General features: G+C 65.0%; 25 protein-coding genes, 1 tRNA gene and 2 pseudogenes. 11 read left to right on the forward strand and 17 right to left on the reverse strand.

Annotation, left to right across the window (positions count from 1 at the left end; translation table 11 throughout):
* Window positions 1-11 precede the first annotated feature (11 nt).
* Window positions 12-1,451, reverse strand: coding sequence for a bifunctional UDP-N-acetylglucosamine diphosphorylase/glucosamine-1-phosphate N-acetyltransferase GlmU (glmU, locus tag JZY91_RS03260; RefSeq protein ID WP_234948542.1), 1,440 nt, complete (start codon window positions 1,449-1,451; stop codon window positions 12-14).
* 17 nt (window positions 1,452-1,468) lie between these two features.
* Window positions 1,469-2,703, reverse strand: a pseudogene (locus JZY91_RS03265) (MFS transporter).
* Window positions 2,704-2,798: 95 nt separating this feature from the next.
* Here JZY91_RS03265 and JZY91_RS03270 point away from each other — a divergent pair.
* The gene (locus JZY91_RS03270) at window positions 2,799-4,229 is read left to right on the forward strand and encodes a multicopper oxidase family protein (RefSeq protein WP_234948543.1); all 1,431 of its coding nucleotides are present in this window, start codon (window positions 2,799-2,801) and stop codon (window positions 4,227-4,229) included.
* Here the strand turns inward: JZY91_RS03270 and JZY91_RS03275 are convergent.
* Window positions 4,226-4,495: a hypothetical protein gene (locus JZY91_RS03275; protein WP_234948544.1), complete on the reverse strand. Its 270-nt coding sequence runs from the start codon at window positions 4,493-4,495 to the stop codon at window positions 4,226-4,228. The two genes, JZY91_RS03270 and JZY91_RS03275, sit on opposite strands and share 4 nt — an antisense overlap.
* Window positions 4,496-4,760: 265 nt before the next feature.
* Between JZY91_RS03275 and JZY91_RS03280 the strand changes: the two genes are divergently transcribed.
* Both JZY91_RS03280 and mfd read left to right on the forward strand, forming a co-directional pair.
* Window positions 4,761-5,384: a TetR/AcrR family transcriptional regulator gene (locus JZY91_RS03280; protein WP_234948545.1), complete on the forward strand. Its 624-nt coding sequence runs from the start codon at window positions 4,761-4,763 to the stop codon at window positions 5,382-5,384.
* A pseudogene (gene mfd, locus JZY91_RS03285) lies at window positions 5,381-8,996 on the forward strand (transcription-repair coupling factor). Before JZY91_RS03280 ends, mfd begins: the two are co-directional and overlap by 4 nt.
* Here mfd and JZY91_RS03290 read toward each other — a convergent pair.
* Together JZY91_RS03290 and JZY91_RS03295 are read right to left on the reverse strand one after the other, a co-directional pair.
* A complete protein-coding gene (locus JZY91_RS03290; protein WP_234948546.1) occupies window positions 8,997-9,446 on the reverse strand; it encodes a hypothetical protein in 450 nt (149 codons plus the stop codon).
* A gap of 45 nt (window positions 9,447-9,491) precedes the next feature.
* On the reverse strand, window positions 9,492-10,907 hold the full coding sequence (locus JZY91_RS03295; protein WP_234948547.1) for an HNH endonuclease signature motif containing protein: 1,416 nt from the start codon (window positions 10,905-10,907) through the stop codon (window positions 9,492-9,494).
* 251 nt (window positions 10,908-11,158) lie between these two features.
* On the opposite strand from JZY91_RS03295, the gene JZY91_RS03300 reads away from it, so the two are divergent.
* Window positions 11,159-11,232: transfer RNA gene (locus JZY91_RS03300), tRNA-Leu, on the forward strand.
* Here JZY91_RS03300 and crtI read toward each other — a convergent pair.
* The 6 genes from crtI to JZY91_RS03325 all read right to left on the reverse strand — a co-directional run bounded on the left by crtI (window position 11,192) and on the right by JZY91_RS03325 (window position 16,033).
* Window positions 11,192-12,781 (reverse strand): phytoene desaturase family protein, encoded by a 1,590-nt coding sequence (gene crtI / locus JZY91_RS03305; protein WP_234949031.1) that lies wholly within the window; start codon window positions 12,779-12,781, stop codon window positions 11,192-11,194. The two genes, JZY91_RS03300 and crtI, sit on opposite strands and share 41 nt — an antisense overlap.
* Complete coding sequence (locus JZY91_RS03310; protein ID WP_234949032.1) at window positions 12,778-13,581, reverse strand: phytoene/squalene synthase family protein; 804 nt, start codon at window positions 13,579-13,581, stop codon at window positions 12,778-12,780. Before JZY91_RS03310 ends, crtI begins: the two co-directional genes overlap by 4 nt.
* A 39-nt stretch (window positions 13,582-13,620) precedes the next feature.
* Window positions 13,621-14,493 (reverse strand): GDSL-type esterase/lipase family protein, encoded by an 873-nt coding sequence (locus JZY91_RS03315; protein ID WP_234948549.1) that lies wholly within the window; start codon window positions 14,491-14,493, stop codon window positions 13,621-13,623.
* 10 nt (window positions 14,494-14,503) lie between these two features.
* A complete protein-coding gene (locus JZY91_RS11810) occupies window positions 14,504-14,671 on the reverse strand; it encodes a hypothetical protein (RefSeq protein ID WP_370639278.1) in 168 nt (55 codons plus the stop codon).
* A 109-nt stretch (window positions 14,672-14,780) separates the two neighbouring features.
* Window positions 14,781-15,062, reverse strand: a complete 282-nt coding sequence (locus JZY91_RS03320; protein ID WP_234948550.1) for a deoxyribodipyrimidine photo-lyase — start codon at window positions 15,060-15,062, stop codon at window positions 14,781-14,783.
* Entirely contained in the window at window positions 15,062-16,033 is a 972-nt protein-coding gene (locus JZY91_RS03325; protein ID WP_234948551.1) for a suppressor of fused domain protein, read from the reverse strand. Before JZY91_RS03325 ends, JZY91_RS03320 begins: the two co-directional genes overlap by 1 nt.
* Window positions 16,034-16,156: 123 nt before the next feature.
* Between JZY91_RS03325 and JZY91_RS03330 the strand changes: the two genes are divergently transcribed.
* Window positions 16,157-16,984 (forward strand): Bax inhibitor-1/YccA family protein, encoded by an 828-nt coding sequence (locus JZY91_RS03330; RefSeq protein ID WP_234948552.1) that lies wholly within the window; start codon window positions 16,157-16,159, stop codon window positions 16,982-16,984.
* A 64-nt stretch (window positions 16,985-17,048) separates the two neighbouring features.
* Here the strand turns inward: JZY91_RS03330 and JZY91_RS03335 are convergent, their stop codons facing one another.
* The 3 genes from JZY91_RS03335 to JZY91_RS03345 all read right to left on the reverse strand — a co-directional run bounded on the left by JZY91_RS03335 (window position 17,049) and on the right by JZY91_RS03345 (window position 18,709).
* The gene (locus JZY91_RS03335; protein ID WP_234948553.1) at window positions 17,049-17,594 is read right to left on the reverse strand and encodes a hypothetical protein; all 546 of its coding nucleotides are present in this window, start codon (window positions 17,592-17,594) and stop codon (window positions 17,049-17,051) included.
* 46 nt (window positions 17,595-17,640) lie between these two features.
* Window positions 17,641-18,162 (reverse strand): transcription elongation factor GreA, encoded by a 522-nt coding sequence (gene greA, locus JZY91_RS03340; RefSeq protein ID WP_234948554.1) that lies wholly within the window; start codon window positions 18,160-18,162, stop codon window positions 17,641-17,643.
* A gap of 88 nt (window positions 18,163-18,250) precedes the next feature.
* Window positions 18,251-18,709, reverse strand: coding sequence for a DUF4307 domain-containing protein (locus JZY91_RS03345; RefSeq protein WP_234948555.1), 459 nt, complete (start codon window positions 18,707-18,709; stop codon window positions 18,251-18,253).
* A gap of 123 nt (window positions 18,710-18,832) precedes the next feature.
* On the opposite strand from JZY91_RS03345, the gene mca reads away from it, so the two are divergent.
* Genes mca through JZY91_RS03360 form a run of 3 tightly spaced genes read left to right on the forward strand, consistent with a single transcriptional unit; the run spans window position 18,833 to window position 20,825 of the window.
* Window positions 18,833-19,729 (forward strand): mycothiol conjugate amidase Mca, encoded by an 897-nt coding sequence (gene mca / locus JZY91_RS03350; RefSeq protein ID WP_234948556.1) that lies wholly within the window; start codon window positions 18,833-18,835, stop codon window positions 19,727-19,729.
* Entirely contained in the window at window positions 19,726-20,028 is a 303-nt protein-coding gene (locus JZY91_RS03355; protein ID WP_234948557.1) for a hypothetical protein, read from the forward strand. The genes mca and JZY91_RS03355 overlap by 4 nt, the downstream gene beginning before the upstream one ends.
* Before the next feature lie 26 nt (window positions 20,029-20,054).
* Window positions 20,055-20,825, forward strand: coding sequence for an isoprenyl transferase (locus JZY91_RS03360; protein WP_234948558.1), 771 nt, complete (start codon window positions 20,055-20,057; stop codon window positions 20,823-20,825).
* Between the two features lie 20 nt (window positions 20,826-20,845).
* Here the strand turns inward: JZY91_RS03360 and coaA are convergent, their stop codons facing one another.
* A complete protein-coding gene (gene coaA / locus JZY91_RS03365; protein WP_234948559.1) occupies window positions 20,846-21,781 on the reverse strand; it encodes a type I pantothenate kinase in 936 nt (311 codons plus the stop codon).
* 111 nt (window positions 21,782-21,892) lie between these two features.
* On the opposite strand from coaA, the gene glyA reads away from it, so the two are divergent.
* Window positions 21,893-23,185: a serine hydroxymethyltransferase gene (gene glyA / locus JZY91_RS03370; RefSeq protein WP_234948560.1), complete on the forward strand. Its 1,293-nt coding sequence runs from the start codon at window positions 21,893-21,895 to the stop codon at window positions 23,183-23,185.
* 5 nt (window positions 23,186-23,190) lie between these two features.
* On the opposite strand, the gene JZY91_RS03375 is transcribed toward glyA, so the two are convergent.
* The gene (locus JZY91_RS03375) at window positions 23,191-23,577 is read right to left on the reverse strand and encodes a DUF5997 family protein (RefSeq protein ID WP_234948561.1); all 387 of its coding nucleotides are present in this window, start codon (window positions 23,575-23,577) and stop codon (window positions 23,191-23,193) included.
* Here JZY91_RS03375 and JZY91_RS03380 point away from each other — a divergent pair.
* Both JZY91_RS03380 and JZY91_RS03385 read left to right on the forward strand, forming a co-directional pair.
* Complete coding sequence (locus JZY91_RS03380; protein ID WP_234948562.1) at window positions 23,576-24,238, forward strand: LysR family transcriptional regulator substrate-binding protein; 663 nt, start codon at window positions 23,576-23,578, stop codon at window positions 24,236-24,238. The genes JZY91_RS03375 and JZY91_RS03380 overlap by 2 nt on opposite strands.
* A gap of 93 nt (window positions 24,239-24,331) precedes the next feature.
* Complete coding sequence (locus JZY91_RS03385) at window positions 24,332-24,934, forward strand: LGFP repeat-containing protein (RefSeq protein WP_234948563.1); 603 nt, start codon at window positions 24,332-24,334, stop codon at window positions 24,932-24,934.
* An 82-nt stretch (window positions 24,935-25,016) separates the two neighbouring features.
* On the opposite strand, the gene JZY91_RS03390 is transcribed toward JZY91_RS03385, so the two are convergent.
* A complete protein-coding gene (locus tag JZY91_RS03390) occupies window positions 25,017-26,579 on the reverse strand; it encodes an MDR family MFS transporter (protein ID WP_370639252.1) in 1,563 nt (520 codons plus the stop codon).
* Window positions 26,580-26,584: the final 5 nt, after the last annotated feature.

The following is a 26,584-nucleotide window of genomic DNA, read 5'->3' on the forward strand; positions in this document are numbered from 1 at the left end:
GCGTATCCTGCCTAACTTTCTCGTGCTTTTCGTGCGGCCTCAGCCGCGTCGGTGCCGGGGCGGTTGGCTTCCACCCAGCCTTCAATGTTGCGCTGGCGGCCCTCCTTGATAGCCAGGGCTCCCGGCGGAACATCCTGAGTCAACACTGTACCCGCGCCGGTGTAGGCGCCATCACCCACGGTCACGGGTGCAACGAACATGGTGTCGGAGCCGGTGCGGCAGTAATCGCCGATGACGGTGTGGTGCTTCTTCACGCCGTCGTAGTTCGCAAACACGCTGGAGGCGCCGATGTTGGTTTCCTTGCCAATCGTCGCGTCGCCCACGTAGGTCAGGTGCGGCACCTTGGAGCCCTCGCCGATCTTTGCGTTCTTGGACTCCACGAAGCCGCCGAGCTTGCCGCGCGCGCCCAGCTCGGTGCCGGGGCGGATGTAGGTGAACGGGCCGACGGATGCTTCCTCGCCGATAACGCCCAGCTCGCCCTGCGTACGTACGACCTTGGCGCGGGCACCGACCTCCATGTCGGTGAGCGTGGTGTCCGGGCCGATGACCGCGCCGTCGCCAATCACGGTGGAACCCCACAGCTGGGTGTTCGGGTGGATGATAACGTCGCGGCCAATCTCCACCTCGACGCCGATCCAGGTGGTCGCCGGATCAATCACCGTCGCGCCGGCGCGCATCGCGCGCTCCACCAGGCGGCGGTTGAGTTCCTTGCCCGCGGCGGCGAGCTGCACGCGGTCGTTCACGCCGGCGAGCTCGCGCGCATCGGGGGCGGTGAAGGCGGCGACCTTCTTGCCGTCGGCACGCGCAATGCCCAACACGTCCGTGATGTAGAGCTCGCCCTGCGCGTTGTCGGTGGTGATGCGGGTCAGTGCGTCACGCAGCACGGCGCCGTCGAACGCGAAGACGCCGGAGTTGACCTCGCGCACGCGGCGCTGCTCTTCGTTCGCGTCCTTTTCCTCCACGATCTCTTGGACGTTGCCGTCCGCGTCGCGGATGATGCGCCCGTAGCCGGTGGGGTTGGAAAACTCGAGGGAGAGCACCGTCACGGCCGCTTCCTCGAGCTCGTGCTTTTCCACGAGCGCTTGGATTGTCTCAGGCTGCAGCAGCGGCACGTCCGCGTTGGTCACCACCACGGTGCCCTGGAAGTCCGGAATCGCGGAAAGGCCCACCTGCACTGCGTGGCCGGTGCCGTTCTGCTCCTCCTGCACCGCCTGCAGGATGGTCACGTGCATAGCCTCTGCGATGCTGTCTACGGCAGGGGAGACCTGGTCGCGCTGGTGGCCAACCACGGCAACCAGATAATCCGGCGAAACACCGGCCGCGGCGTGGAGGGAGTGGGACAGTAGGCTGCGCCCGCCGATTTCGTGCAGCGTCTTTTGGCGGTCCGATTTCATGCGGGTACCCGCACCCGCGGCGAGCACCACAACGGCGCGTTCTGAATGGGTAGGCATGCCCACCAGCATAACGCTTAGGCAGTGTCGGCCGAGACGTCCTTGAGCCGCGACGCGCCGACAACTCCGGCGAAACCGATCGCCGCGAGGAAGAGTAGCGCAGCCTGCGGGCCGAGCATGGAAACCGCCGACGAAACCGCGCCCACCACCAGCAGCACCACGCCCATCACGGTGTTGGACGCGCCGGTAATCACGGTGCGGCGATCCCCCTCCGCCATATCAACCAGGTACGTCTTGCGGCTCACCCGCACAGCGGTGTGTGCGAGGTTGACAAGGAAGAACCCGAGCGGGAACACCCACGCGTTGACCCCTTCCGGTGCCAGGCGCGCGCTGAGCACTAGAAGCACGAGCACCACGGAGGCCACGCCCGCAGCCCAGGCCATCGTGCTTTTCGACGATCGATCCGACCACAGCCCCGAAATCCGCCCACCCAAAAGCGATGCGCCGCCCGAGGCGATGATGAATGCGCCGAGGCCGGTCAGGTCTGCCCCCTCCGCGCTGGCCAGCACCACGATGAACGGCGTGGACAGCCCGTGACCAGCATCAGGGAACGCACAAGCAGGAAGCGCTGCAGGTCGCTGTCGCTTTTGACCAGTTCCCATGTGTCGCGCAGGCTGCTGCCCCCGCCCTTGGTGCCGTCGGTCTCCGCCTCAGGTTCTTTGATGCCTCGGAATACGAGGAGGGAGGCGAAGGCCCACGTCGAGGCGCCCGCCGCGAGGAGGGCGGCGGCAGCCCACTGGGGCAGCTCGTTGGGCAGAAACGTCAGGACAAGACCGATTACCAGGGTGAACGCTCCCGCGAGAGCCGTAGCCCGGCCGGTGATCTCCCCGCGGCGGCCCTTGGAAATCGTGCGGCCCTGGACGTCCTTGCCGGCGATGGAGCATAGAGCGCGAAAGACGGCCAAGACCGCGAGCAGGAAAAGGACGAGGAGGCCGAGCAAGGTGCCGTCGAAAAGCAGGGCACTCAGGGCGATACCTGCGGCGGCCGCGGCCTGCCCCCAGGAGCCGATGAGCCACACGCGTTTGCGGGAGCGCTGCGATGTCACCCACGGGGTGAGCGCGGCCTGGGGGAGCATGGAGCCGGATTCGCGGATGGGGACGAGGAAGGAGGTGAAGATTGCGGGCACGCCTGCGGCGGTGAACAGCCACGGCAGCACGGTTTTCGGGGCGACGATCTGGCCGCCGATGTTCTGCAGGCCGTTCGACCAGATGAACCGGCGCGCGTTGCGGTCTTCGTTGGGCAGCTTCGACACAACTTCCGGATAGTAGGGTCTGGCGTAGCCTTGTGCTTTATAAGTGTCGGCTTACCGGGAGGTTCTACGTGGCTCAGTTCAGCAGGCGGACGTTCGTGAAAGGGGCGGTGCTGACTGCGGCCGCCGTCCTTGCAGGCTGCGCGGCCCCGCGCACGTCATTCGAGCAGCCGCGGCCGCTGCCCATCCCACCGCTGGAGGAGGGGGAGTTGGACGGCGCCACCCGCCGCTTCGAACTGACGGCGCAGGCCGGCGAGCACGAGATTCTGCCAGGCAAGCACACGCCGACCTGGGGTTTCAACGGTGCCTGGCTCGGCCCGACGCTGTACATGCGCCGCGGGGAGCGCATCGAGATGCGCGTGCGCAACGGCGTGGATGAGCCGACGGTGGTGCACTGGCACGGCCTGCACTTGCCGGCGGCGGCGGACGGCGGCCCGGCGCTCGCTTTCGGTCCGGGCGAGACCTGGGAGCCGGCATGGGACGTGGATCAGCCCGCCGCAACCTGCTGGTACCACCCGCACCCGCACGCAATGTCCGCGCTGCACGCGTACCGCGGGTTGGCGGGCGGCATTATTGTGGCGGACGATCCCTCGGACGCGCTGGGGCTGCCGCAACATTACGGGGTGGACGACATCCCCGTCATCATCACCGACGCGAAGTTCACCGCGGACGGCCACCTCGACGAAACGATCGACCCCACGTACGGCCTGTTGGGGGACACGCCGGTAGTTAACGGCATCACGCAGCCGCGGTTCGACGCTGCCACGCGCCGGGTGCGCCTGCGCCTAGTCAACGGCGCGACGATGCGCTTCCACAATCTGGCGCTGGGTGTGCCGTTTAACGTGGTGGCGACGGATCAGGGCCTGCTGCCCGCGCCTGTGGAGGTGGATGAGATCCTGCTCAGCCCCGGGGAGCGCGCCGAGATCATCGTGGACCTGGAACCGGGCAAGGATCTCATGCTCCGCAGCGTGGGCATCCCCCGCCGGGGCGGTTTGCCGGCGGAGGCGGCGAAGGGGTTCGGCTTCGCGGACACCTTCGACTTGCTCGAAATTAAGGCCCCGCTCGCCGACACCGCCGAGCCGGCCCCGCTGCCGGAAACATTGAGCGCCGAAGCGGTCACCTTGGACGGCGCCGTGGAGGAGCGCGAGTTCCGCCTGAACGGCTTCCAGATCAACGAGCAGACGATGGACATGAACCGCGTGGACTTTGTGGTGGACCATGCGGGGCGCGAGCTCTGGCGAGTGGCCAATGAAAACGACGATTGGCCGCACAACTTCCACATCCACAACGCCCGCTTCGCGGTGGTTGAGGTGGAAGGCGGCGCAATTGCCTTGCCCGACGGCTGGCACGACACCATCGTCATCCCGCCGCTGGCGACGGTGACCCTGCTGGTTGAGATCGGCTACTACCCGGATCCCACCTTGGCCTACATGTACCACTGCCACATGCTCTTCCACGAGGACTCCGGCATGATGGGCCAGTTCGTCGTGGTCGAGCCGGGGCAGCAGCCGGCGCTACAGAAGCACTAGTTCGCGGCGGTGGTGGTCTCGCCTGCGGTGGCGGTCACCTCCGCGGTGGGGGAGGTCGGCTGCTCCTGATCGCCGCCGCTGCAGGAGCGGAAGCCGAAGAACAGCAGGATCGCGGCGAGCAGCAGGCCAACCCACCACAGCCACCTGTTGGAGCCGCCGCCGGCGTTGGTGCTCACGTGCTCTTCAGTGTTCGAGTCGGTGGCGCGGGTCTGTGCAGCGTCGCCGGTGCGCTTCGGATCGTTCGGGTTCGGGGTTGCGGTGGACATGGCGCTTCCTTTCCGTGCTTGTTGCGAGATTGGGTACCTCACCTGCCGAAAGTAGCGCGAAATAGGCCGAAAAGTTGCCCGAAAAATACCCCCGCGGGGGTGAAAGTGTGTTGGCTTCCCCACATGGACTCGAACCATGAATGACGGTACCAAAAACCGTAGTGTTGCCAATTACACCATGGGGAAAGAACAGTTGGTCAGTGTATCCGATCCTCAGGTGAACCCCAAGCAGCGGTACATGAACTGGGACGTAAGCTTGTGTGTCATGGCCCGTCAGCGAATGACCGGTGCGCAGCGCCGGGAGCAACTCATCCTTATCGGCCGCGCCACCTTCGCGGAACGCGGGTTCGAAGGCACGACGGTGGAGGAGATTGCGGCCCGGGCGGGGGTATCCAAGCCGGTGGTGTACGAGCACTTCGGCGGCAAGGAGGGCCTCTACCGCGCCGTGGTGGAGCGTGAGATGCAGCGCTTGCACGACGCTATTGTGGACGTGATCCAGGAGGGACGCTGGCGCGAGCGCATTGAGAACGGCGTGCTGGCGCTGCTGACGTTCGTCGAAGAGGAGACGGACGGCTTCATCATCCTGGCCCACGGCCAGCTGCCGGGGGAGGAGCGGACGTACTCCACCATCTTGAACATGGTCACCGCGCAGGTGTCCTACCTCCTGGCGCAGGCCTTCCAGCACCGCGGATTGGATGAGGGCGCGGCCACGCTGTACGGTCAGGCCCTCGTTGGCACCGTGTCCAACACTGCATTGTGGTGGTTGGATGAGCGTAAGCCGGACAAGTATTCCACGGCCCAGCACATCGCTAACCTGTGCTGGAACGGGCTGCGCGGGCTGGAGGCGCTGCCGCACGTCGCAGATGTTGAGACCGAGAAGGACGCATGACCACACGCACACCGCAGGACATCCCGCCGCTTGCCGGGGTACTCACCGCCGCGCTGACGGATCCGAAGCTCAAGGGTGTCCGCGCCCGTGTTGGGGACGAGGCGCTGCACATCACCGCCATCGATCAGGCACGCGCCTGGGTGGCGGGCGCCATTGCACGCGAGACACCGGTCCTTGTGGTCACGCCCACCAGCCACGAGGCGGAGGATCTTGCCGGCGAGTTGTGCGCCATCGCTGGCGAGGACAACGTCGGCCACTACCCGGCGATTGAGACCCTGCCGCACGAGCGCCTTTCCCCGGCCGCGGACGTGGTGGGCCGCCGCGCCAAGGTTGCGTGGGAGATGCCGCGCGTCATCGTCGCGCCGGCCCGCGCCGTGTGCCAGCCTGCGCTGCCCCCAGTTGAGCCGATCACGGTTGCGTTAGACCAGGAGCAGGACTTCGAGGCGCTGATCCGCCGCATCGAGCGCTTCGCTTACGAGCATGTGGACATGGTGGCCAAGCGCGGCGAATTTGCCACCCGCGGCATTATCGACGTCTTTCCCACCACCGCCTCCAACCCGGTGCGCATTGAATTCTGGGGCGACGAGGTCACCGACATCCGCAGCTTCGCGGTGGCGGACCAGCGCACGATCGAAGAGGTCGGCACCGTCGAGCTCTTCCCCGCGAGGCAATTGCTTATCGACGATTCCGTTGCCCGCCGCGCCGACGAACTCGCCCGCCAATTCCCCTCCAACCCCACGCTTGTCAGTCTGCTGACCAGGATCAGCGAATCCACCCATGCGGACGGCGAAGAGGCCCTGCTTCCTGCGCTGACCAACGAGGCGTGGAGTGTGCTGCCGGAGCTCATGCCGTCCGGGTCCGTGGTGCTGGTGACCGCACCGGAGAAGGTGCGCGCCCGCATTGAGGACCTGCAGTCCACCGACCGCGAATTCCTCGAGGCCGGTTGGGAGGCTGCGGCAATGGGCGCGGAGGGGCCAGTGGCAGTGGAGGGCCTCGACGTTTCCGCGTCCTCCTACCGTTCCTACGAGTCCCTGCAGGTCTCCGCCCGCAAGGCCGGCAACGCCTGGTGGACGTACGCGCCACCGGGCATGTTCGTGGCGGACGATACGCAGACGCTGCCGTTGGAATTCGAATCCGCGCCCGCACCGAAGGGCGAGCCGAAGGCGATCGAGCAGCTCTACGCCACCCTGAAGCTGCACGTGCAGGACAACCACGGCAAGGTCGCCTTCATCGCCCCGGCGAAGGGCACCATTGACCGCACTGCGGAGCGCCTGCGCGAGCACGGGATCTCTGCCCGCGTTGCCACCCCGGGCCTTGAGCCCGTGGAGGGCGCAGTCACCCTGTACCAGGCGCTATCCCACAGCGGTGTTGTGTTCGGCGGCCCGGGCCTGGTGGTGGTGACCGAGACCGATGTCACCGGCAACCGCGTCGGCGACATCGCCGGAGCCAAGCGCCGCGCCCCGCGCCGCCGCAACCGCGTCGACCCGCTGGCGCTCACGCCGGGGGATTACGTGGTGCATGAAACGCACGGCATCGGCAAGTTTGTGAAGATGGCGGAGCGCACCATCGCAGATTCCCGCCGCGAATACATTGTGCTGGAGTACCAGCCCGCCAAGCGCGGGCAGCCGGGCGACCAGCTGTGGGTGCCCATGGAGTCGCTGGACCTGCTGTCGAAGTATTCGGGTGGGGAGCAGCCGTCGTTAAGCAAAATGGGCGGAAGCGACTGGAAGAACACCAAGCGCAAGGCGCGTGCGGCGGTGCGGGAGATCGCCGGCGAGCTCGTGGAGCTGTACGCGAAGCGCCAAGCGGCGCCGGGGCACGCATTCGCCCCGGATACGCCGTGGCAGCACGAGATGGAGGATGCGTTCCCGTTTGTGGAGACGGAGGACCAGCTCGCCGCCATCGAGGCCGTGAAGGAAGACATGGAGAAGCCGGTGCCGATGGACCGGGTGATCGTGGGCGACGTCGGCTTCGGCAAGACCGAGGTGGCGGTGCGCGCCGCGTTCAAGGCGGTGCAGGACGGCATGCAAGTCGCGGTGCTCGTACCGACGACGCTCTTGGCCCAGCAGCACTACGCCACATTCTCCGAGCGCATGGACGGTTTCGGCGTCACGGTGCGCGAACTGTCCCGTTTTACTTCTGCGACGGAGTCGAAGGAGATCATCAAGGGGCTGGCGGACGGCTCCGTCGACGTGGTGATTGGCACCCACCGCCTCTTGGCAACTGGCGTGCAGTGGAAGAACCTCGGCCTGATTGTGGTGGATGAGGAGCAGCGCTTCGGCGTGGAGCACAAGGAGCACATCAAGGCGCTGAAGAGCCACGTGGACGTGCTGACCATGACCGCGACGCCGATCCCGCGCACCCTCGAGATGAGCTTGACGGGCATCCGCGAGATGACCTCCATCACCACCCCACCGGAGGACCGCCACCCCGTGCTCACCTACGTGGGCCCCCTACGAGGACAAGCAGGTGGCTGCCGCGATCCGCCGCGAGCTGTTGCGCGACGGCCAGGTCTTCTACATCCACAACAAGGTCTCCGACATTGAAAAAACCGCGCGTCAGCTGCGAGAATTGGTGCCGGAGGCGCGCGTGGTGGTGGCGCACGGCCAGATGAGCGAGCAGCTGCTGGAGCAGACGGTGCAGGGTTTCTGGGACCGCGAGTACGACGTGCTGGTGTGCACCACCATCGTGGAAACCGGCCTGGATATCGCTAACGCGAACACCTTAATCGTGGAAAACGCGCAGAACATGGGCCTGAGCCAGCTGCACCAGCTGCGCGGCCGTGTGGGCCGCTCCCGCGAGCGCGCATACGCCTACTTCTTGTACCCGAAGGACAAGACGCTCACGGAGACGAGCTATGACCGCCTAGCCACCATCGCCCAGAACAACGACCTCGGCGCCGGTATTGCCGTTGCGCAGAAGGATCTTGAGATGCGCGGCGCCGGCAACGTGCTGGGCGCGGAGCAGTCCGGCCACATCGCCGGTGTCGGTTTCGACATGTACGTGCGCCTTGTCGGCGAGGCGGTGGAGGCCTACAAGGCTTTGATGCAGGGCACGCTTGTCGACGCTACCGATCAAGCCCCCAAGGAAATCCGCATCGACCTGCCCGTTGACGCGCACATTCCGGAGGGCTTCATCAGCGCGGAGCGGCTGCGCCTCGAGGTGTACCGCAAGCTTGCGGAGGCCCGCAGCGAAGATGACCTGCAGAAGGTGGCCGACGAGATGGTGGACCGCTTCGGCCCCTTGCCGACGGAGGTGGAGCACCTCATGGCTGTGGCGCGCCTGCGCCACCAGGCACGTGCGGTGGGGGTTGCGGATATTCTGAGCCAGGGCACGCGCATTAAGTTCCACCCGGTGGAGCTGCCGGACTCCAAGCAGGTGCGTTTGAAGCGCCTGTACCCGGGCGCGAACTTCCGTGCCGCGGCGAAGACGCTGCAGGTCCCGATGCCGCGCGAGTCCAAAGCCATCAACAGCCCGAACCTGCGCGATACGGAGTTGGTGCAGTGGGTGGCCGATTTCCTCACCGACATGTTCGACGCCCCCGCCGTGGCCGTCGGTGGTTCGACGGCCGTCGGCGAGGGCGGCGGGAAGGTGTTCAGCTTCAGTGAGTAGTTACTCCTGGTGGCTGCCCATGTTCAGCACCGCGTTCTGCCAGAGCTGGAACTCCTCCGGGTTGTCCTCGCGGTAATTGCGCACCGCGCGGATGGCCTGCTTAATCTGCTCTACGATGTCGTCGTCGATGCTCTTGCCGCCGCGGCCCAGGAAGATCACCGGGCCGGAGATGGCATTCGTCGGGTCGGTGAGGAAGTCCGGGTTATCGGTGGTCGCGGTGTTCAGTGCCATGGAGGCGAGCGGGTTCGGCAGCGCGCAGTTTTCGCGCGCTTCCGGAGAGAAGACGGCATCGAACTGGTTGTCCTGCTGGACGAAAGCGACGCGGACCGTCTCGTGGACCACCGGTCCGAGGAACTGGTTCGCAGCATCGGTGTTGAAGATGATTCGGCGGTAGGTCAAATCCGGGTTGACCATGAAGCCGAAGCGTTCGCGATCATTGCGAGCATTCATATTGCGCACTCCTTAAGTGGGTTGAAGCCACCCCCACCGTAGTACTTAAAACGGGACTGCGCCCTCGGGGTTCTCTGCGTCTTCTGCAGCTTCCAGGGTGTCCCAGTACGGGTCGTCCTCGTCGGGGCCGAGTGGCCAGTAGTCGAAGCGCTTGCCAAACTGCTTCTCCAGCGCGTCGAGCTCCGTGTAGCACTCCCAGAGGTCCCGGGAGTGCTCGTACTTTTCGACGGCAGCATGGCAACGCGCATCGAACTCTGCAGCGTCCGCGAGTCTCTGCTGCTTTTGGGCAAGGGTGGTGGCCCATCGTGGTGACGTGGGGGCGGTGAATCTGGTGAGAATGCCTTCGGGTTGTGTGGTGGCGTAGGTGCCGTCCGCGAAGAGCCACACGATGTCTCCGGTGGCGGGATCGGGCAGGTAGAACGCCTTTTTATCGGTTTTCCTGTTGTGATGTGTTGCACAGAGGCAGAAGAGGTTTGATGCGGTGGTGGGGCCGCCAGCCCCGAAGGGGATCCTGTGGTCCAGTTGGCACTTCGTTGCCGGTTTATCGCAGTTTGGATAGATGCAGTGGCCGTCACGGGCCTGAACGAAGGCTTTCATCGCCGCCGTGGGCGTGTAGGACTCCGTGGTGGCTTCGGCTGCGACGTCTAAGTCAACGATCTTTGGCGGGCGCTCCTCCATGAGGGCATCCAGCTCCGCCGTGCCGCTGCTATCGGTCCACCCGAAGTTGGGGAGGTAGTAGGAGGAGCGGTCGTCCTTCGGCGCGAAGACGTGGAGAACCACCTTGGGGGCGGTACCGCCCCGGCCGGTGAACACGGTCTTGGCGGCCTCGGCGAGAGGCAAGTTGAGGGCTCTGGCGACATCGTTGATGTAGGTGTGGACCTGTTCGAGGGTGCCTGCATCGCTGGTGAACGTCATGGAAGATTCGAGCTCGTTGAAACCGAAGAAGTCGATCGAACTGGTGGGGAACTCGCGTTCCTGAGCTTCCTTGCGTTCCTTCTTCTTCCTGGGGTTTGGGGCGAGTGCGGCATCAATGCGGCGCAACCGCATGTTGAGGCGACGGCGGATGGCGGCAGGGGAAGGCATTGCTTGTGCCACTTTGGTGGGGGTGAACATGTCCACCAGCACCTGGTCGAACTCCTGCCAAATCTCTGCCTCGTTCAGGTTGAACAGGATAAGTGCAGTTTCTGCAATGGCTTCAACGCGGGAGATGTCAAGGCGGCGGGTGTCGCGCTGCAACGCAACTAGGCGGGGAAAGATCTGCAGGGCGTGGTACGCCATGATGCAGCCTTCCGCCCAGCGTGTGCTGCGTCCTAAGGAAGTGGCAATGAGCAGCGCTTCCTGCTCAAGGTCTGCGAGCTCCCACCCGGGTTCCGCGAAGCGGCCAAAAACGGCAAACTCGGCATCGCGCATCGCCTGGCCGACCTTGCAAAGGTCATTGTTCATCTCTGTGGTGAAGTGCACGATCCACCTCCGTTTCGTCCAGCACGTTTAACGTTACTAGATAATGTATTCGACATCAGAGTTGTTAGCAAGGTAAGTAGGGTAATAATTGGCTAAGAATTTCGATCACGGAAAGTGGAAGATTCGGATATGTCAAAGTTGGAGCCACTCTACGTGATCTAACCGATTCGCCTGGCGGGCCTTTCGGTGGCATATTGCAGGGCGCGGGGTGGGGTGCCGTATGCTGCATGGAGTTTCGTCGATAAGCAAAGGCCCCTATAGCCCAATTGGCAGAGGCAGCGGACTTAAAATCCGCCAAGTGTCGGTTCGAGTCCGACTGGGGGCACCGATTCCAGCGGCCCGTGAGAGCGGTCGCCGCGCAAGCGCTTGAGCACGTTCTCGGCGGAGATGAGGCACATGGGAACGCCGACACCCGGCGCCGTCGTTGCGCCGGCGTAGTACAGGTTCTTCAACTTCTTTGAGCGGTTCGAGCCGCGTAGGAATGCGGATTGGCGCAGGGTGTGGGCGGGACCGATCGAGCCACCGGACCAGGCGTGATAGCGTTCGGCGAAGTCGGCGGGGCCGAGGGTGCGTCGCACCACCACTCGCTCAGCCAGGTCCTCGATGCCGCACCACTGGCCGATCTGCGCCACCGCCGCGTCCGCAATGCGCTCGACGGCTTCGGAACCGTCGCCGCGATACATGGTGCCGTGCCCGAGTGATTCGGCGGCTGCGACCGGGACCAGCACGAACAGGTTCTCGCAGCCGTCCGGGGCGGTCGACGGGTCGGTCGCGGAGGGCTTAGACACGTAGATGGAGCGCGAGGAGCCGAGCGGACGGGCGGCTGCCGGCGCGTTGAACACGGCGTCGAAATCGTCCTCCCAGTCCTCACTGAACAGCAGATTGTGGTGCTCGAGCTGCGGCAGCTCGCCGCGCACGCCGAGCATCACCAACACCGTGCCCAGGCCGGGATCGCGGGGGGCGAAGTAGGCCTCATCGTAGGTGCGCTTCGATTTCGGCAGCAGGCGCGTCTCGGTGAAGGGGAGGTCGGCGCAGGAGACGACGATGTCGGCCGCGAGTTCCTCGCCGTTGGTCAGGCGCACGCCGGTTGCGCGCGGGCCGGCGTAGGTGATCGCGGCAACGTCGGCGCCGCAGCGGATCTGCGCGCCGTTCGCCACCGCGAGCCGGTAGAGCGCATCCGTCACAGCGGCGAACCCGCCCTGCGGATACTGCACGCCCTGGGTGAGGTCCGTGTGGCTCATCAGGTGGTACAGCGATGGCGTGCGCGACGGCCGCGACGACAGGAACACCGCAGGATACGTCAGCATCTGCCGCAGCCGCGTATCCGCGAACCGCGCCTCCACGAAGCGATCCAAGGGCACCGCGAGGAACTTCGCCAGCTCACGGTATCGGGGGAGCATCCGCTTATCGACGAAAGATTTCACGCTGTCAAAGTTCGTATACAAGAACCGGTCGACGGCGATGTCGTAGGTCTGTGCGGCTGAATCGAGGTAGTCGGCCAATGCTGCTCCGGCGCCCGGCTCGATCGATTCGAACAGTGCCTGGGCTTCTGCGCGGCCGGAGGGAACGTCGATAGGCGCCCGGTGCTCCGGGAAGAGCCGGTATGCGGGGAAGAGGTCGACGAGGTCCAGCTCCGCCGCGGTGGACGTGCCCATGAGCTCGAAGAAGTGGTCGAACGCGTCTGGCATGAGGTACCAGGACGGGCCGGTGTCGAAGCGGAAGCCCTCGATGGTTTCTTCCCCGGCGCGGCCCCCGATGGTGTCTAGGCGCTCGAGCACCGTGACCCGGTAGCCCTCGCGGCTTAACAGTCCCGCGGTGGCAAGGCCCGCAACACCGGCGCCGATGATGATGGCGTGCTGTGTCTGCTGTGTCATGGCCGCCCCGTTACCGCCCGGGCAGTGAGCACGAGCTTGCGGTGGGTGGGGACGCTGATGCGGGTGGTGGCCAGCACGGCGGCGGGGGTGCGGTCGGCGATATCGGTCAGCTCAGTGAACAGGGCAGCAGCCGCGGCGACGCCAGCGCGTGCAGAACGAGGCAGCAAGGGAATAGCTTCGTTCGCCTGGGCGAGTTCGGCGCGGATTTCGTCGATGACCGCGGCTTTCGTCGCGTCGTCGAGATCGTAGTAGCGGCGGCCCAGGGTGTCTCGGTCCTCGCCGTAGTCGCGCAGGAAGTTGATTTTCTGGAACGCTGACCCGAGGGCGCGGGCCCCGGCCTCCATCTCGGCGCGGGCGGCGGGGTCGGTGTCGCGGCCGGCCAGGAAAACGCCCAAGCACAGCAGGCCGATGACTTCCGCGGAGCCGTAGACGTATGTCTCCAGATCGCCATCGGCGTAGTCGGTTTGGGTGAGGTCGCTGCGCATCGTCGCAAAGAATGCCCCCACGTGTTCCGGATCGAATCCGCAGCGCCGCGCGGTGGCCGCGTAGGCGTGGAGCACCGGATCGGTGTGGAAGCGCGTGCTCGGCGCGGCGAGCACCTGCGCCTCGTACGCGCTGAGTGCATCGGCTGGATCGACACCTGCAGCGGATGCTGTCCCATCTACGATTTCGTCCGCGATGCGCACCATTGCGTACAGGTTGGCAATGTCGCGGCGTACCGGCGGCGCCAGGAACTTCGATGCCAGCGAGAAACTCGTGGAGTACCCTTCGATCACCTGGGCGGCCGCATGGTCGCACATGCGGTCGTAGCGCTTTAGGAAAGTGTCGGTCACGGGGAACTACAGCACCTGGGCGATCTGCTGGGCTACGTAGATGGAGCCGGCGCGCGCCGGGTGGAACGGCATTTGGTAGTGGGCGGTGGTGGTGTCAACGTATCCGGAGACCCAGCGGTCGCGGTCGCGCGCGCAGGTGTTGTTGCCCGTGGTCTGGCTCTTGATGTCGATGAAGTGGGCGCCGATCTCCCGCGCCGCATCCTCCTGGTTGTCGCGGACCCAGGATTCCACATCCTGCAGCAGCGGCAGCGGAACGCCCAACGGCACGTTCGGCACAACGTTGAGGACGCAGACGCTGTTGAGGCCGTACGGCTCGGAGATGGAGAGCATGCCCGGCATGATCAGTTTGGTGTACGGGGCCACCGTGCGGATCCGGGCTGCGACGGCGCGCATGTTGGCCGCGTACTCATCGTGGATGCGCCCAGGATCAAAACCCGGCCCGATCTCGTGGAGGCCGGTGGGCCAGAAATCGTTGAACCCGACGGCGAGGACTACCGCGCGGGTACCCGGGTTCAGGTCGCCCGCCTCGATCGGCATGTCGACCCGCTTCATCATGTGCCGCGAGGCGATGCCGGAGCAGGACCAATCGCGTACGTCGTAACCGGTGATAAGGCCCAGCTGGCGCGGGTAGTTATCCGGGCCCTGGATGCAGTTGCCGGTGCGCGGGTAGTCCGCGATGTACGGCAGGTTGGAGGAGCCGGGGATCTTTGCAATCCTGTTGCGGTGCTGGTCCGGGTTTGCCGGGAAGGAGTCACCGAAGACCACCACGTTGCCCTGCTGGGCCTGGGCCGCGGGCGCTGCGATGCCTGCGAGACCCAGCAGGAAAGTGCACAGCACCACTACGATGGCGGCAGCGTGGGACGTACCTTGGCGTTGCATACGGTCGAACCTACATGCCCCCGCGCATTTCCTTGTAACTTTCCAACGCTTGCCTGCGAGATTCTTTCACGTCCACCATCGGTTCTGGGTAGAGCGGGGTGAACGCCTCGGGCACCCAGCGGGTGGTGTACGTTCCCTCCGGGTCGAACTTCTCCTGCTGCAGTAATGGGTTGAAGATGGGGTGATGTCGGGGGCGGGGAGGGGCTGTGGGGGAACGTCGGCAAGCAAGGCCTGCACCGCTTTGGAGAAGGGCGTGAACACGCGAAACGGGGTGCCGGAGCCGGTGTTCACCGGTTCCACGTCACCCGCGCACCGAGCTCGGCGGCGATTCGCGGCACCACCTCCCGAGGGTCACCTTTCGCGCGGATCAGCGGGAGCTTCGTGCTTAACGACGCCTCACTGCGCGCCCTCCACCACCGAGCAGCCGCCCCGAGCGGCCGGCCGACGGTTTCATCGATCGTGAGGCCCACAACAGGACCTCGCTCGGCTGCCCAGGCAAGCGCGGCGTTGTCCGTCAGGCGGCGATCGTCGCGGAACCAGACCAGAGTGGGTGTTTGCGAGTGCGGCATTAACGGTCACCCACCACGTGGATCTCCACCGGCACGGTCCGAAGGCGGTACACGCCGGGGGTGGTGTCGAAGGTGGCTAGGAGTTCGTCGATAAGCGGGCGCGTCGCGGGGACCTGCAGGTGTGTGGCGCCGGCCTCGAACGGCGCGTCCGGGCCGAGCAGCAGCCACGTCTCGTCGCGCACCAGGGCGAAGGAGCGGCCGCGCCCCAGACGGTGCCGAGCCGCGCGCAGAAGCGCCTGCGCCGCGCGAGTGTCCATGTCGATGCGGCCCTTGCTGTCCACCGCCAGCAGCTTGGCGTGGGCCGCGCTTATCGACGATCCATCCTCCAACGTCCCCGCCTCCACCCGCGCGCGGGCGTCGGGGTAGGACAGAATGGTTTCCCGCGCGGGGTCCGTGATACCCAGCGGCACATAATCGCCGAGCACCCCGGTGAACTTGGTCGGGTCCCAGGACAGTGCTGCGTCCAACTCTTGTGCCGTCACGCCTACGGCGTAGGTGAAGCGGACGACTCCTGTCGGCGTCTCAATAACACCCAGGATCGGGTCCGTGACAAAGGTGAAGCCGCAGATCGTCGCATCCTCGGTCACTGGCGCGGCGAGGCGCAGGTGGTGGCCCGGCGCAATTTCGTTGCCGGTCCGGCGGATCAAGGCGACCATGGCCGCGAGCTGTTCCGCGGGCCACGCGTAGGGGACAGGGGTGTCCGCCGGCACGCGCATGGTCAGCTCGGTCTGTGTGCCGGCGACAGGGACTGTCGAATTCACGCGGGATAGGCCGTACGTGGCGTACAGGGTGTGGGGCAGCGGCAGCTCCGCGTGGTAGGCGTGGACCTCGAACTCGTCGAAGCGGAAAATGAACGGGTCTGCCGCCGCGTTTGCGTCGCCTGTCGCCTCCGCGATGTGCTCGCGCACCACGTGCCCGCCTAGGCGCGGGCCTTGGCGCAGGCGCGCCGCATAGTCCGAAATCCACCGCATGCGCCCAAATCTACGCCGGGTGGCGTTGCGAACTACCATTTTCAACAATCTGGGAACTAATCTGGCGGCCGAAGCGTTGGTAGAGGTGAGTTACATCACCGACAATGAAAGGAACGAGGGTACGTGAGCAGCACTAACCCTGTTTTGAAGAATTTGCCGGGGGCAGAGGTTCAGAATTCGCGCGGCGGTCAGCCGTACCAGCCCGGCTACGAATACGGATACGACCAGTACGGCGCCCCGATGGGGCAGCCGGTGTCCCGCCCGATGACGATTGATGATGTCACGGCGAAGACCGGCATCACCCTCGCGGTGATCATCGCCGCCGCCGTCGTGTCCTTCGGTCTGTGGGGCGCAGGTGTGCAGCCGCTCGCCGCGGTGCTGACGTTCGGCGGCGCCATCGCAGCCTTCATCACCGTTCTGGTCCACTCCTTTGGCAAGAAGTTCGGCTCCCCCACCATCACCCTGCTCTACGCCGTGTTTGAGGGCCTGTTCCTCGGCGGCTTCTCCTTCGCCGTGTCCGGCGCCTTCAGCGTTGGCGGCGCGGATGCCGGCATGATGATCGGCCAGGCCATCCTGGGCACCATCGGCGTGTTCATCGGCATGCTGGTTGTGTACCGCACCGGCGCGATCCGCGTGACCCCGCGCTTCAACCGCATCCTCACCGGCGTGATCTTCGGTGCCTTCATCATGGCGCTGGGCAACTTCCTGCTGTACCTGTTCACCGGCCTGTCCCCGCTGCGCGGCGGCGGCACCATGTCCATCCTGTTCGGCGTCTTCTGCGTGGTCCTCGCAGCTCTTGCATTCCTGCAGGACTTCGACCTGGCTGACAAGCTCGTGCGCACCAACGCACCGCAGGAGGCAGCGTGGGGCGTGGCCCTGGGCCTCGCGGTGACCCTGGTGTGGCTCTACACCGAGATCCTGCGACTGCTGTCGCTGCTGTCGGATCGCTAACAAGCGAACGTCGGCAAGCAAAAAGCCCTGCACAGTGCGTGCAGGGCTTATTTCGTGTCCGCTTTTAGTAGTTGGACTCCGGGTTGATGGAGTTGCCGCCGACGGAGATGACGGTGAAGACCAGGCGGCCGTCAACCTCCTTCGGTGCGCCGAGGGTCACGGTCTCGCCCTCGATGACGCGGTCCGGGTCAACGGTGATGCGGGTTGCGGTGCCCTTCGCGCCGTTCGCGTCCCAGGAATCCCACACGATGTCCTCGAGGTACTCGCGGTTGTCCTTGCAATCCAGGCTCAAGGAGGTCGGGCGCTCCAAGCCCAGCTGGTCGCAGTTGTTGAACTGCGGGGTGCCGTCCGCAGCCTTCAGCGCGGTCGCGGTCTCGCTCGCCGTCTCGGAAGCGCGCACGGAGGAAGCCTCAGCAACGTTGGTAGCTGCAGCTGCGGAGGTCTCGCCGCTCAGGCCGGAGGATGCGAGAGCGCTCGGGTTCTGGCTCGTCGCGGTGTCGATCTTCTGGTCAGAATCGTTCTGGTTCGGCGGGGAGCAGGCAGCGATGCCGAGGGCTGCGAGCGCTGCGAGGGCGGCGGCGGCAGTTTTACGTGCGGGGGAGGAAGTCACGGGTTCTATCCTTCAATCTTCAGTACGTGCAAGGCAATAAGCGACGCTACTTCGCGCGCGGCGTGGAGGCCTTATCAGAATCATAAGGCTCAGCGGAGATCACCGTCACCGAAATCTCGCGACCATTCGGCGCGGTGTAGGTGCGGGTCTCGCCCTCAGCGGCGCCGACCACAGCGGCACCCAGCGGAGAGTTCTCGGAGTAGGTTTCCAAGTCCTTGTTGTCGGTGGAGGCGGCGCGGGTACCAATCAGGAACGTCTCGCGGTCATTCTCATCCCCGTCGTAGTACACGTGCACCACGGAACCGACGTGTGCGACACCCTCGATGACGCCGGAGCGCTCCGTCGTGGAGTTAGCCAGGATCTCGGAGATCTGCTTAATGCGGGCCTCTTCCTGATCCTGCTGCTCACGAGCAGCGTCGTAGCCCGCGTTCTCCTTCAGGTCGCCTTCTTCGCGGCGCTCATTGATCTCGGCCGCGATCACCGGGCGGTTATCAATCAGCTGCTGGAGTTCCTTCTCCAGCTTGGCCTTCATTTCCGGGGTGATGTACTGCTGCTGAGTCTCAGCCATGGGGTCTCAAACCTTCCCTCATACGTCAAACGAGCCCGCCCAAAGTGGGAGGGCCAGGCATCGTCGGGTTTTCCTTCAGCGAAGCTTATCAGCGCGCGCTGAGGTAGGTGGTGCCGGTGTCCATATAGAACGGGATCTGCTGCGAACACCCGTAGATGCGCCCGGACGCTACCGGGCTGCGCGTTGGCAGCTCTACTGCGAGGCGCTGCAGTTTTTCCCCGCCGGCGGGGATGACAACCTCGCGGCGGCCGATCTCGTTGTGCTCATAATCCACCGCGAAGACAATGCAGTATGCATCCTGCTCCACGTCCTTGCGGTCTACCTCAATCCACAGCCGAGCCGTCGAATCATCCACCCGCTCCTGGGAAATGAATTCCGCAGTGATTGGGCGGGACTGCGCCTGGGTGAATGCGCGGATGCCCATGAACACCACCAGCGCCAACATGGCGACGGCGAAAATCGCCACCACCTTGCCACTCACACTGCTGCCGGTATTCGCCGCGGTAGAGCCGTAGCGCGAGCGGGGCGAAGGGGAGGACGTGGACACGGCGTTGGAACCTCCGGGGACGGTGGGGTTGATCTGACAACGATGGTACTAAGATGGCGCGGTGATCCTGCATCACCCCCACGTCAACTAAGTCAACCCCGAAGACAGGAAGTTGGAGATCGAGTGACTGGTTTGCGCCTCATGGCAATCCACGCGCATCCGGACGATGAATCCTCAAAAGGTGCCGCCACCATGGCCAAGTACGCCGCTGAGGGGCACCGCGTCAAGGTGGTGACCTGCACCGACGGGCGCAGGGGCGATATTTTGAATCCGGCCATGGACCGCCCCGGCGTCCTGGAGAACATCTACGACGTGCGCAAGGATGAAATGGCCCGCGCCGTGGATGCGCTGGGCGTGGAGCACGAATGGCTGGGGTACGAAGATTCCGGCCTGCCGCAGGGTGACCCGCTGCCCCCGCTGCCTGAGGGGTGCTTTGCACTCCAGCCGGTGGAGGAGGTGGCGAAGCGCATCGTCGCGTCCATCCGGGAGTTCCGCCCCCACGTCATCATCACGTACGACGAAAACGGCGGCTACCCGCACCCGGACCACCTGATGGTGCACGCTATCTCCATGGTCGCCTGGGAAAAGGCCGGGGACCCCACCTTTGCCCCGGAGGCCGGTGAGCCGTGGACGCCGCTGAAGCTCTACTACACCCACGGCTTCATCATGCAGCGCATGGTGCTTTTGCAGGAGCTGCTTCTGGAAGCTGGGAAGCCCAGCCCCTACGAGCTGATGATTAAGCGGTGGAAAGAGAACAAGGCGGATGTGATGGAGCGGGTGACCACGCGGGTGAACTGCGCGGACTACTTTGAAAACCGCGCACGTGCACTTGCGGCCCACGCCACGCAGATTGACCCGGCGGGCGCGTTTTTGGCCAGCCCTGTAGAGGACCAGCAGCGCGTGTGGCCCACGGAAGAGTTTGAGCTTGCCCGCAGCCGGGTGGAAACCACGCTGCCGGAAGATGACCTGTTCGCCGGTATTACCCCCGAGGAGACCGGCATGAAGGAGGCAGACGCATGATCGCCCAACTGAACACCGCAGTGATCAACGCCAGCGGGTTCGTTCTTGCGCAGCAGCCGGCGCAGACGCCGGTGGGCCCGGACTTCGGCAAAGCCTCGCCGGTCGGGTTGCTGCTCATCGTCGCGCTGGCCGTTGTGGTGCTCTCCCTCGGCTATGCCTTCCACCGCCGCTATTCCCGCTTCCGCCGCCGCCAGGTGTTTGCGGAAATGCACGGCATCGACCCGTTCGATGAGGAGGCCGTGACGCGTGCAATGGCAGAGGCTGGCGTGCTGGACCGTCGCAAGAAGGGGTTCCTCTAGGCGGTCGCGCCAGTAATATTGGGGGCGTGGCTGTGCTTGAGACTCTCCTGTACCCGCTCTATGAGGCGCGGCTGAAACGCGAACTGCGCGGTAAGCCTCGGCCACGCCACATCGCGGTGATGGCGGATGGCAACCGTCGCTGGGCGCGGGAGTCCGGCTTTACCGATATTTCTCATGGCCACCGCGCGGGCGCCGCGAAGATCGGCGAGTTGGTGCGCTGGTCCGCAGAGATGGATGTGGATGTAGTCACCATCTACCTCCTGTCCACCGAGAACTTGAAGCGCACATCTGAGGAGGTGGAGCTCCTCTTCGCCATCATCTCGGATGTGATCGATGACTTGGCTGCGGAGCACTATTCCTGCCGCGTGCGATTGGTCGGCCACCTCAACCTGCTCCCGCCGGAGGTTGCGCAGCGGATGCAGGCTTCTGCCGATGCCACGACGGGCAAGGCAGGCCTGACCGTCAACATCGCCGTGGGCTACGGCGGCCGTCAGGAAATCGTGGATGCCGTGCGCGCGCTGATTGAGCGCGAGGCCGACGCGGGCACGCCCGCCGCAGGCCTGGCGGACCGCGTCACCGTGGAATCCATCGGCGAGCACCTCTACACCTCCGGCCAGCCGGACCCGGACCTGGTGATCCGCACCTCCGGCGAACAGCGCCTCTCCGGGTTCTTGATCTGGCAAGCCGCCTACTCCGAGATCTGGTTCACCGACACGTACTGGCCGGCCTTCCGCAAGATCGACTTCCTGCGCGCGCTGCGCGACTACTCGCAGCGCAACCGTCGCTTTGGCAAGTAGGGGCTTTTCGCTTTACGACGTTAGATTTTGCGCATCCGCACCCGCTGCACCGTGTGGTCGTGGCCCTTACGCAGTACCAGCGACGCGCGGACGCGCGTGGGCAGAATGTTTTCCACCAGGTTCGGCAGGTTGATGGTCTGCCAGAGCTCGCGGGCTTTGAGCGTGGCTTGGGAATCGTCCAAGTCCGCGTAGTTGGCAAAGTGGGCGCCGGGCTCCCGGAACGCTGTCTGGCGCAGTTTGAGGAAGCGGTCGATGTACCAGCGCTCAATGTCCTCGGTCTTCGCGTCCACGTAGATGGAGAAGTCGAACAGGTCCGACACCATGAGGGTGGGGCCGGTCTGCAGCACGTTCAAGCCCTCGAGGATCAAGATGTCCGGCTTGCGCACCTCAATGTGCTCGCCGGGAAGGATGTCGTAGGCCTTGTGGGAGTAAATGGGCGCGGTGACCAGCGGCTGGCCGGATTTCACCTCGGTGACAAAGCGCATGAGGTTACGCCGGTCGTAGGACTCCGGGAAGCCCTTGCGCTGCATCAGGCCGCGCTCTTTCAGCACCTCGGTGGGGTAGAGGAACCCGTCAGTGGTGATCAGGTCCACGCGAGGGTGGGATTCCCAGCGCTGCAATAGCACCTGGAGCACGCGGGCGGTGGTGGACTTGCCCACGGCGACGGACCCGGCGAGGCCGATAACAAAAGGGACGTGGCCCGGGTCGCCGCCGATAAAGCTTTCGGTGGAGGAGATGAGCTGCTGACGTGCGCTCACCTGCAGGTGGATGAGGCGGGAGATCGGCAGGTAGATGTCTTCGACCTCTTTCAGGTCGAGGTTCTCGCCGATGCCGCTGAGCTCCGCCACCTCTTCTTCTGTGAGCACCTGGGGCATCGCGGCGCGGCGCTGCTTCCAATCGTTGCGATGGAAGTCAAGGTACGGGCTCGAGTCGGCGCCGCGGTGTGCTTTGGACATAGGCGCCATTGTTGCATTCGTCGATAAGCGGGCTGCGCTGGGGCACGCTCCATACCCGCTTATACTTGGGCTGAACCACGACAAGCAATACCGTGAAAGGACCCGGTGCACGTGTCTGAAGATTTCCGCTACCAGGATCTCGCATCCTTTGACCCTGAGGTGCATGCCGCGATCGTCGGCGAGCTGGACCGCCAGCGAGGCACCCTGGAGATGATCGCCTCCGAGAACTTCGTGCCGCGCTCGGTGCTGCAGGCGCAGGGTTCCGTGTTCACCAACAAGTACGCGGAGGGCTACCCGGGTCGCCGCTACTACGGCGGCTGCGAGCACGCCGACGTTGTGGAGGACCTGGCTCGTGAACGTGCGAAGGCAGTGTTTGGTGCGCAGTATGCGAACGTGCAGCCGCACTCCGGCGCACAGGCAAACGCGGCTGTGCTGATGGCACTGGCAGAGCCGGGCGACACCATCCTGGGCCTCTCCCTGGCCCACGGCGGCCACCTCACCCACGGCATGAAGATCAACTTCTCCGGCCGGCTGTACAACGTCGCGGCGTACGAGGTTGAAGAGGATACGCACCTGATCGACATGGCCAAGCTGCGCGAGCAGGCGCGCGAGGTGAAGCCGAAGGTGATCATCGCCGGCTGGTCCGCGTACCCGCGCCACGAGGATTTCGCGGAATTCCGCTCCATCGCGGATGAGGTCGGCGCTTACCTGTGGGTGGATATGGCCCACTTCGCTGGCCTGGTTGCTGCCGGCCTGCACCCGTCCCCGGTCCCGCACGCGCACGTGGTGTCTTCCACCGTGCACAAGACCCTGGGCGGCCCGCGCTCCGGCTTCATCCTCACCAACGATCTGGAGCTGCACAAGAAGCTCAACTCCGCGGTCTTCCCGGGCCAGCAGGGCGGCCCACTCATGCACGCGGTGGCCGCGAAGGCGACCGCGTTCAAGATCGCGGCGATGGATGAGTTCAAGGACCGCCAGCAGCGCACGCTGGACGGCGCGCGCATCCTGGCGGAGCGCCTGATGCAGGACGACGCCCGCGAGGCAGGCGTCGGCGTCGTTTCCGGCGGCACCGACGTGCACCTGGTGCTGGTGGACCTGCGCAATTCCGAGATGGATGGTCAGCAAGCGGAGGATCTGCTGCACGAGGCAGGCATCACCGTCAACCGCAATGCCGTGCCGTTCGACCCGCGTCCGCCGGCCGTCACCTCCGGCCTGCGCATCGGCACCTCCGCGCTGGCCACTCGCGGCTTCGGGGAGGAGGATTTCCGCGAGGTTGCGGAGATCATCGCGGAGACGCTGATCAAGGGCAAGGACGCAGACATGGCCGCGCTGCACGCGCGCTCCGCTGCGCTTGGCGAGAAGTACCCGCTCTACCCGGGTATTGAGGATTGGAAGATGCTCTAACGCATCTACGCGTCCGCCGCAGGCCCGCGCTCTTCCGCCAGGGAGGTGCGGGCCTTTCGCAACCATTCGGGCTGATCGGCCAAGAGCGCCTTGATCTCCTCTGTGGTCAGCGGCTCATCCATCCCGTTGTTCTTCAGTGCGGTGATGGTGATGCCGAGCTTGCGCGCGACCTCCGGGCGTGGGTGCGGCCCGTTGCGGCGCAGCTCGGCCAACCACTCCGGCGGGTTATCCTGCAATTCGCGCAGCTCAGCGTGGGTCACAGCGCCCTGCTGGAACTCCTCCGGGGCGGCGGGGAGGTAGATCCCCAGCTTCTTCGCGGCGGTGGCGGGCTTCATGGCGGTGCCGGAAGGCATCTGGTCAGTCATGGGGAAAACGGTAGCATTTTCTTCCATGCTCACCATTGGGTTTGTCACCGGCACAGAGCCCGGCAAATGGTTCCGGCGCTATGAGGAATTCTCGGGCGCACGCTTGACGACGGTCCCTTCAGACGACCCAGTTCCCCTCCTCAGCGCCGAAGGCGAAGCAGGCCGCGCCGACATTGTGCTCACCCGGCTACCGGATGCGCGCGTGGGGGAGGAACACCACGTTGTGCGGCTCTACGAGGAGGCGCGTGGTGTCGCGGTGCCCAAGGACTCCGTATACGCGGAGGTGGGCGAGGCTGTCGAGGCGGGGGAACTGGCAGACGAGATCGTGAACTTCTCCTACGCGCCTGGCGCGGACATCGATGAGCTGCGTGGCGCGCTGCAGGTGGTCGCCGCGAACGTGGGTGTCGCGTACGCGCCCCTGCCTGTGCTGAAAGCGCTGAGCAAGAAGCAGGTGGTCCCGCTTGGGCTGGTGGGCAGTGACGGTGTTGACACCGAGGTTGCTCTCGTGTGGCTGAAGGAGCGCGACGGCGACGAGATTCAAGATTTTGTGGGGATTGCGAAGGGGCGCTCCCCGCGATCGTCGAGAAGCTCTCAAGCCCCGGCGAAGCGTGCGGCGAAAAAGCCTGCTCAAAAGCGGGTGCGGAAGCAACCCCAAGGTGCAGTGGCGCGCAACCGGAAGCGGCGCTAGTGCCCCCGGATGGGTGTGTCGGAAAAACGTCGACACGACAATTTTCTGCATAATGGGCAACGGCTCAAAAGAACGATGAAAGGTATTACTAAGATGAACCGTAAGATTGTTGCTTCCGCTACTGCACTCGCACTTGCAACCGGCCTGGTTGCTTGCTCTAACGATGAGCAGGCCACCGAGGTCGTGACCGAGACGGCAACCGCGACCGACACCGCTACGGCAACCGTGCCTGCGGAGACCGAGACCGCTTCCTCCACCGCTACCGAGACCGTGACCTCTTCCGCTTCCGGCGCCGCAGCTGCTGGCGCGGACGCCACCCAGGAGATCACCCTGGCAGACGGCAAGACCGCGCTTGTTCCGCAGGGTGTTGTGGACACCATGGACAAGTACGCCGAGTCTGAGTGGGGCGAGCCGACCGCAGTCGAGGAGATCGACGGCGGCTGGGTTGTCACCTACGACGGCGAGCACTACATCACCTGGAAGGAGTCCACCGGCGGCTCCCCGATCTGGGGCGAGATCGCGAACTCCTGGCTGAACGACGTGCGCGGCGCACGCACCGTTGGCTTCCCGCTGATGCCGGAGACCCCGAACACCGACGGTTCTGGCTGGAACCAGGAGTTCGAGAACGGCACCATCGACTGGTCCCGCGACGGCGCTGCAGACGCTCCGTTCAAGGCAACCGTGAACGCAAAGTAAGCGTGTAGCGCGTTCAGTAGCGCGCAAAAGGGAAGGCCTCGTCCAGTGCGGACGGGGCCTTTTCGTGTGCGGTGGGAAAGCGTTAGCTCAGGTCCTCCTTGAGTTTTTCTTCCTTCACGGGGAGAAGGAGCAGCAGGGAGAGGACTGCCAGCGGGACCATGAGGAGGAACACGGGGGTCAGTCCGTCGTTGTAGCTGCTGAGCACCACTGCTTTGAGTTCCGGCGGCAGCTGGCTCACCAGCTCCGGGGTAAGGCTGTTGGCGGCGCCCTCGTTGAACGTCTCGGCGTACGCGGCGCCCTCCGGGCCCATGTTGGCGAGTGCCTCCGGCAACCGCTCCTCGAGGCGGGTGCGCATGCCGTGGATGAAGAGCGAACCGGAAAGGGATGCGCCGATGGCGGAACCGATTTGGCGGAAAAAGTTGTTGGTGGACGTGGCGGTGCCCACTACGGCGATAGGGAAGGAGTTCTGCACAATGAGCACAAGCACCTGCATGACCAAGCCCAAGCCGAACCCGAAGATGAACATGTAGACACCCAGGGTGGTCAGCGTCGTCTCCGGGGTGAGTGTGGAGAAGAGGTAGAGGCCCACGGTGGTCACAGCCATGCCGACAATCGGGTAGATCTTGTACTTGCCGGTGCGCGAAATGATGAATCCCACGCCCATGCCTGTGGCCAGCATGCCGATAACCATCGGCAGCATCATGAGGCCGGCTGCGGTCGGGCTCATCTCGTGCACCATCTGGAGGTAGGTGGGCAGGTATGCAAGGCCGGACGTCATGGCGAAACCGAGGACCGTACCGGCCAGGGTGGTAAGCACCATGTTCCGGTTGCGAAACAGGCCCAGCGGGATGAGCGGATCGTCAGCCCGCAGCTCCACGATCACAAACGCCACGGAGGCGACCGCGGCAATGCTTGCGGTGGCGATGATGGTGGGGGAGGTCCACTCGTACTGCGTGCCGCCCCACGTGGTGGTGAGAATGAGCGAGGTTGTGGCGGTGGCCATGAGCACCGTGCCCAGCCAGTCCACGTCCATGCCCTTCGCGGAGCCGCGGCGCAGGTGCAGCACAGCGGCGGACACGCCCATCGCGAGCAGGCCCAGCGGGATGTTCATCCACAGCGCCCAGCGCCAGCCGGGGCCGTCCGTGAACCAACCACCCATCACGGGGCCAAGGACGGAGGCGACACCGAAGACGGCGCCCATCACACCCATGTACTTGCCGCGCTCCCGGGCGGGAACGACCTCGGCGATGATGGATTGGGAATTGATCATCATGCCGCCGGCGCCGAAGCCCTGGATGGCGCGGCCGATGATGAGCAGCTCCATCGAGTTAGCGAAGCCGCCGACGGTGGAGCCGATGACAAACAGGGCGATACCGAAGATGTACAGCCACTTGCGGCCGAGGACGTCGCCCAGTTTGCCGTTGATCGGCATCGCGATCGTCTGGCACACCAGGAACGCGGAGATGACCCAGCTCATGTGGTTCACGCCGCCGAGCTCGCCGACGATAGTGGGGAGCGCCGTGGAGAAGATCATCTGCCCCAGCGAGCTCATCATCATGGTGGTGAGCAGCGCGGCAAACACCAAGCCGACGTTTGGAGCTGGCTGATCTTGCGTCTGATTATCTGCGGTTTGGTTGTCTTGCACGCGCC

Source organism: Corynebacterium sp. CNCTC7651, assembly GCF_021496665.1.
Classification (GTDB): Bacteria; Actinomycetota; Actinomycetes; order Mycobacteriales; family Mycobacteriaceae; genus Corynebacterium.

Bases quoted from the DNA above. Each gene is read 5' to 3' on its own strand.
- crtI (WP_234949031.1), bottom strand. From the start codon at position 12,781: ATGACACAGCAGACACAGCACGCCATCATCATCGGCGCCGGTGTTGCG.
- JZY91_RS03385 (WP_234948563.1), top strand. From the start codon at position 24,332: ATGAACCGTAAGATTGTTGCTTCCGCTACTGCACTCGCACTTGCAACC.
- JZY91_RS03290 (WP_234948546.1), bottom strand. From the start codon at position 9,446: ATGAATGCTCGCAATGATCGCGAACGCTTCGGCTTCATGGTCAACCCG.
- glmU (WP_234948542.1), bottom strand. From the start codon at position 1,451: ATGCCTACCCATTCAGAACGCGCCGTTGTGGTGCTCGCCGCGGGTGCG.
- JZY91_RS03310 (WP_234949032.1), bottom strand. From the start codon at position 13,581: ATGTGCGACCATGCGGCCGCCCAGGTGATCGAAGGGTACTCCACGAGT.
- JZY91_RS03375 (WP_234948561.1), bottom strand. From the start codon at position 23,577: ATGGAAGAAAATGCTACCGTTTTCCCCATGACTGACCAGATGCCTTCC.
- JZY91_RS03380 (WP_234948562.1), top strand. From the start codon at position 23,576: ATGCTCACCATTGGGTTTGTCACCGGCACAGAGCCCGGCAAATGGTTC.
- greA (WP_234948554.1), bottom strand. From the start codon at position 18,162: ATGGCTGAGACTCAGCAGCAGTACATCACCCCGGAAATGAAGGCCAAG.
- JZY91_RS03355 (WP_234948557.1), top strand. From the start codon at position 19,726: ATGATCGCCCAACTGAACACCGCAGTGATCAACGCCAGCGGGTTCGTT.
- JZY91_RS03315 (WP_234948549.1), bottom strand. From the start codon at position 14,493: ATGCAACGCCAAGGTACGTCCCACGCTGCCGCCATCGTAGTGGTGCTG.
- JZY91_RS03280 (WP_234948545.1), top strand. From the start codon at position 4,761: ATGGCCCGTCAGCGAATGACCGGTGCGCAGCGCCGGGAGCAACTCATC.
- JZY91_RS03320 (WP_234948550.1), bottom strand. From the start codon at position 15,062: ATGCCGCACTCGCAAACACCCACTCTGGTCTGGTTCCGCGACGATCGC.
- JZY91_RS03275 (WP_234948544.1), bottom strand. From the start codon at position 4,495: ATGTCCACCGCAACCCCGAACCCGAACGATCCGAAGCGCACCGGCGAC.
- JZY91_RS03325 (WP_234948551.1), bottom strand. From the start codon at position 16,033: ATGCGGTGGATTTCGGACTATGCGGCGCGCCTGCGCCAAGGCCCGCGC.
- coaA (WP_234948559.1), bottom strand. From the start codon at position 21,781: ATGTCCAAAGCACACCGCGGCGCCGACTCGAGCCCGTACCTTGACTTC.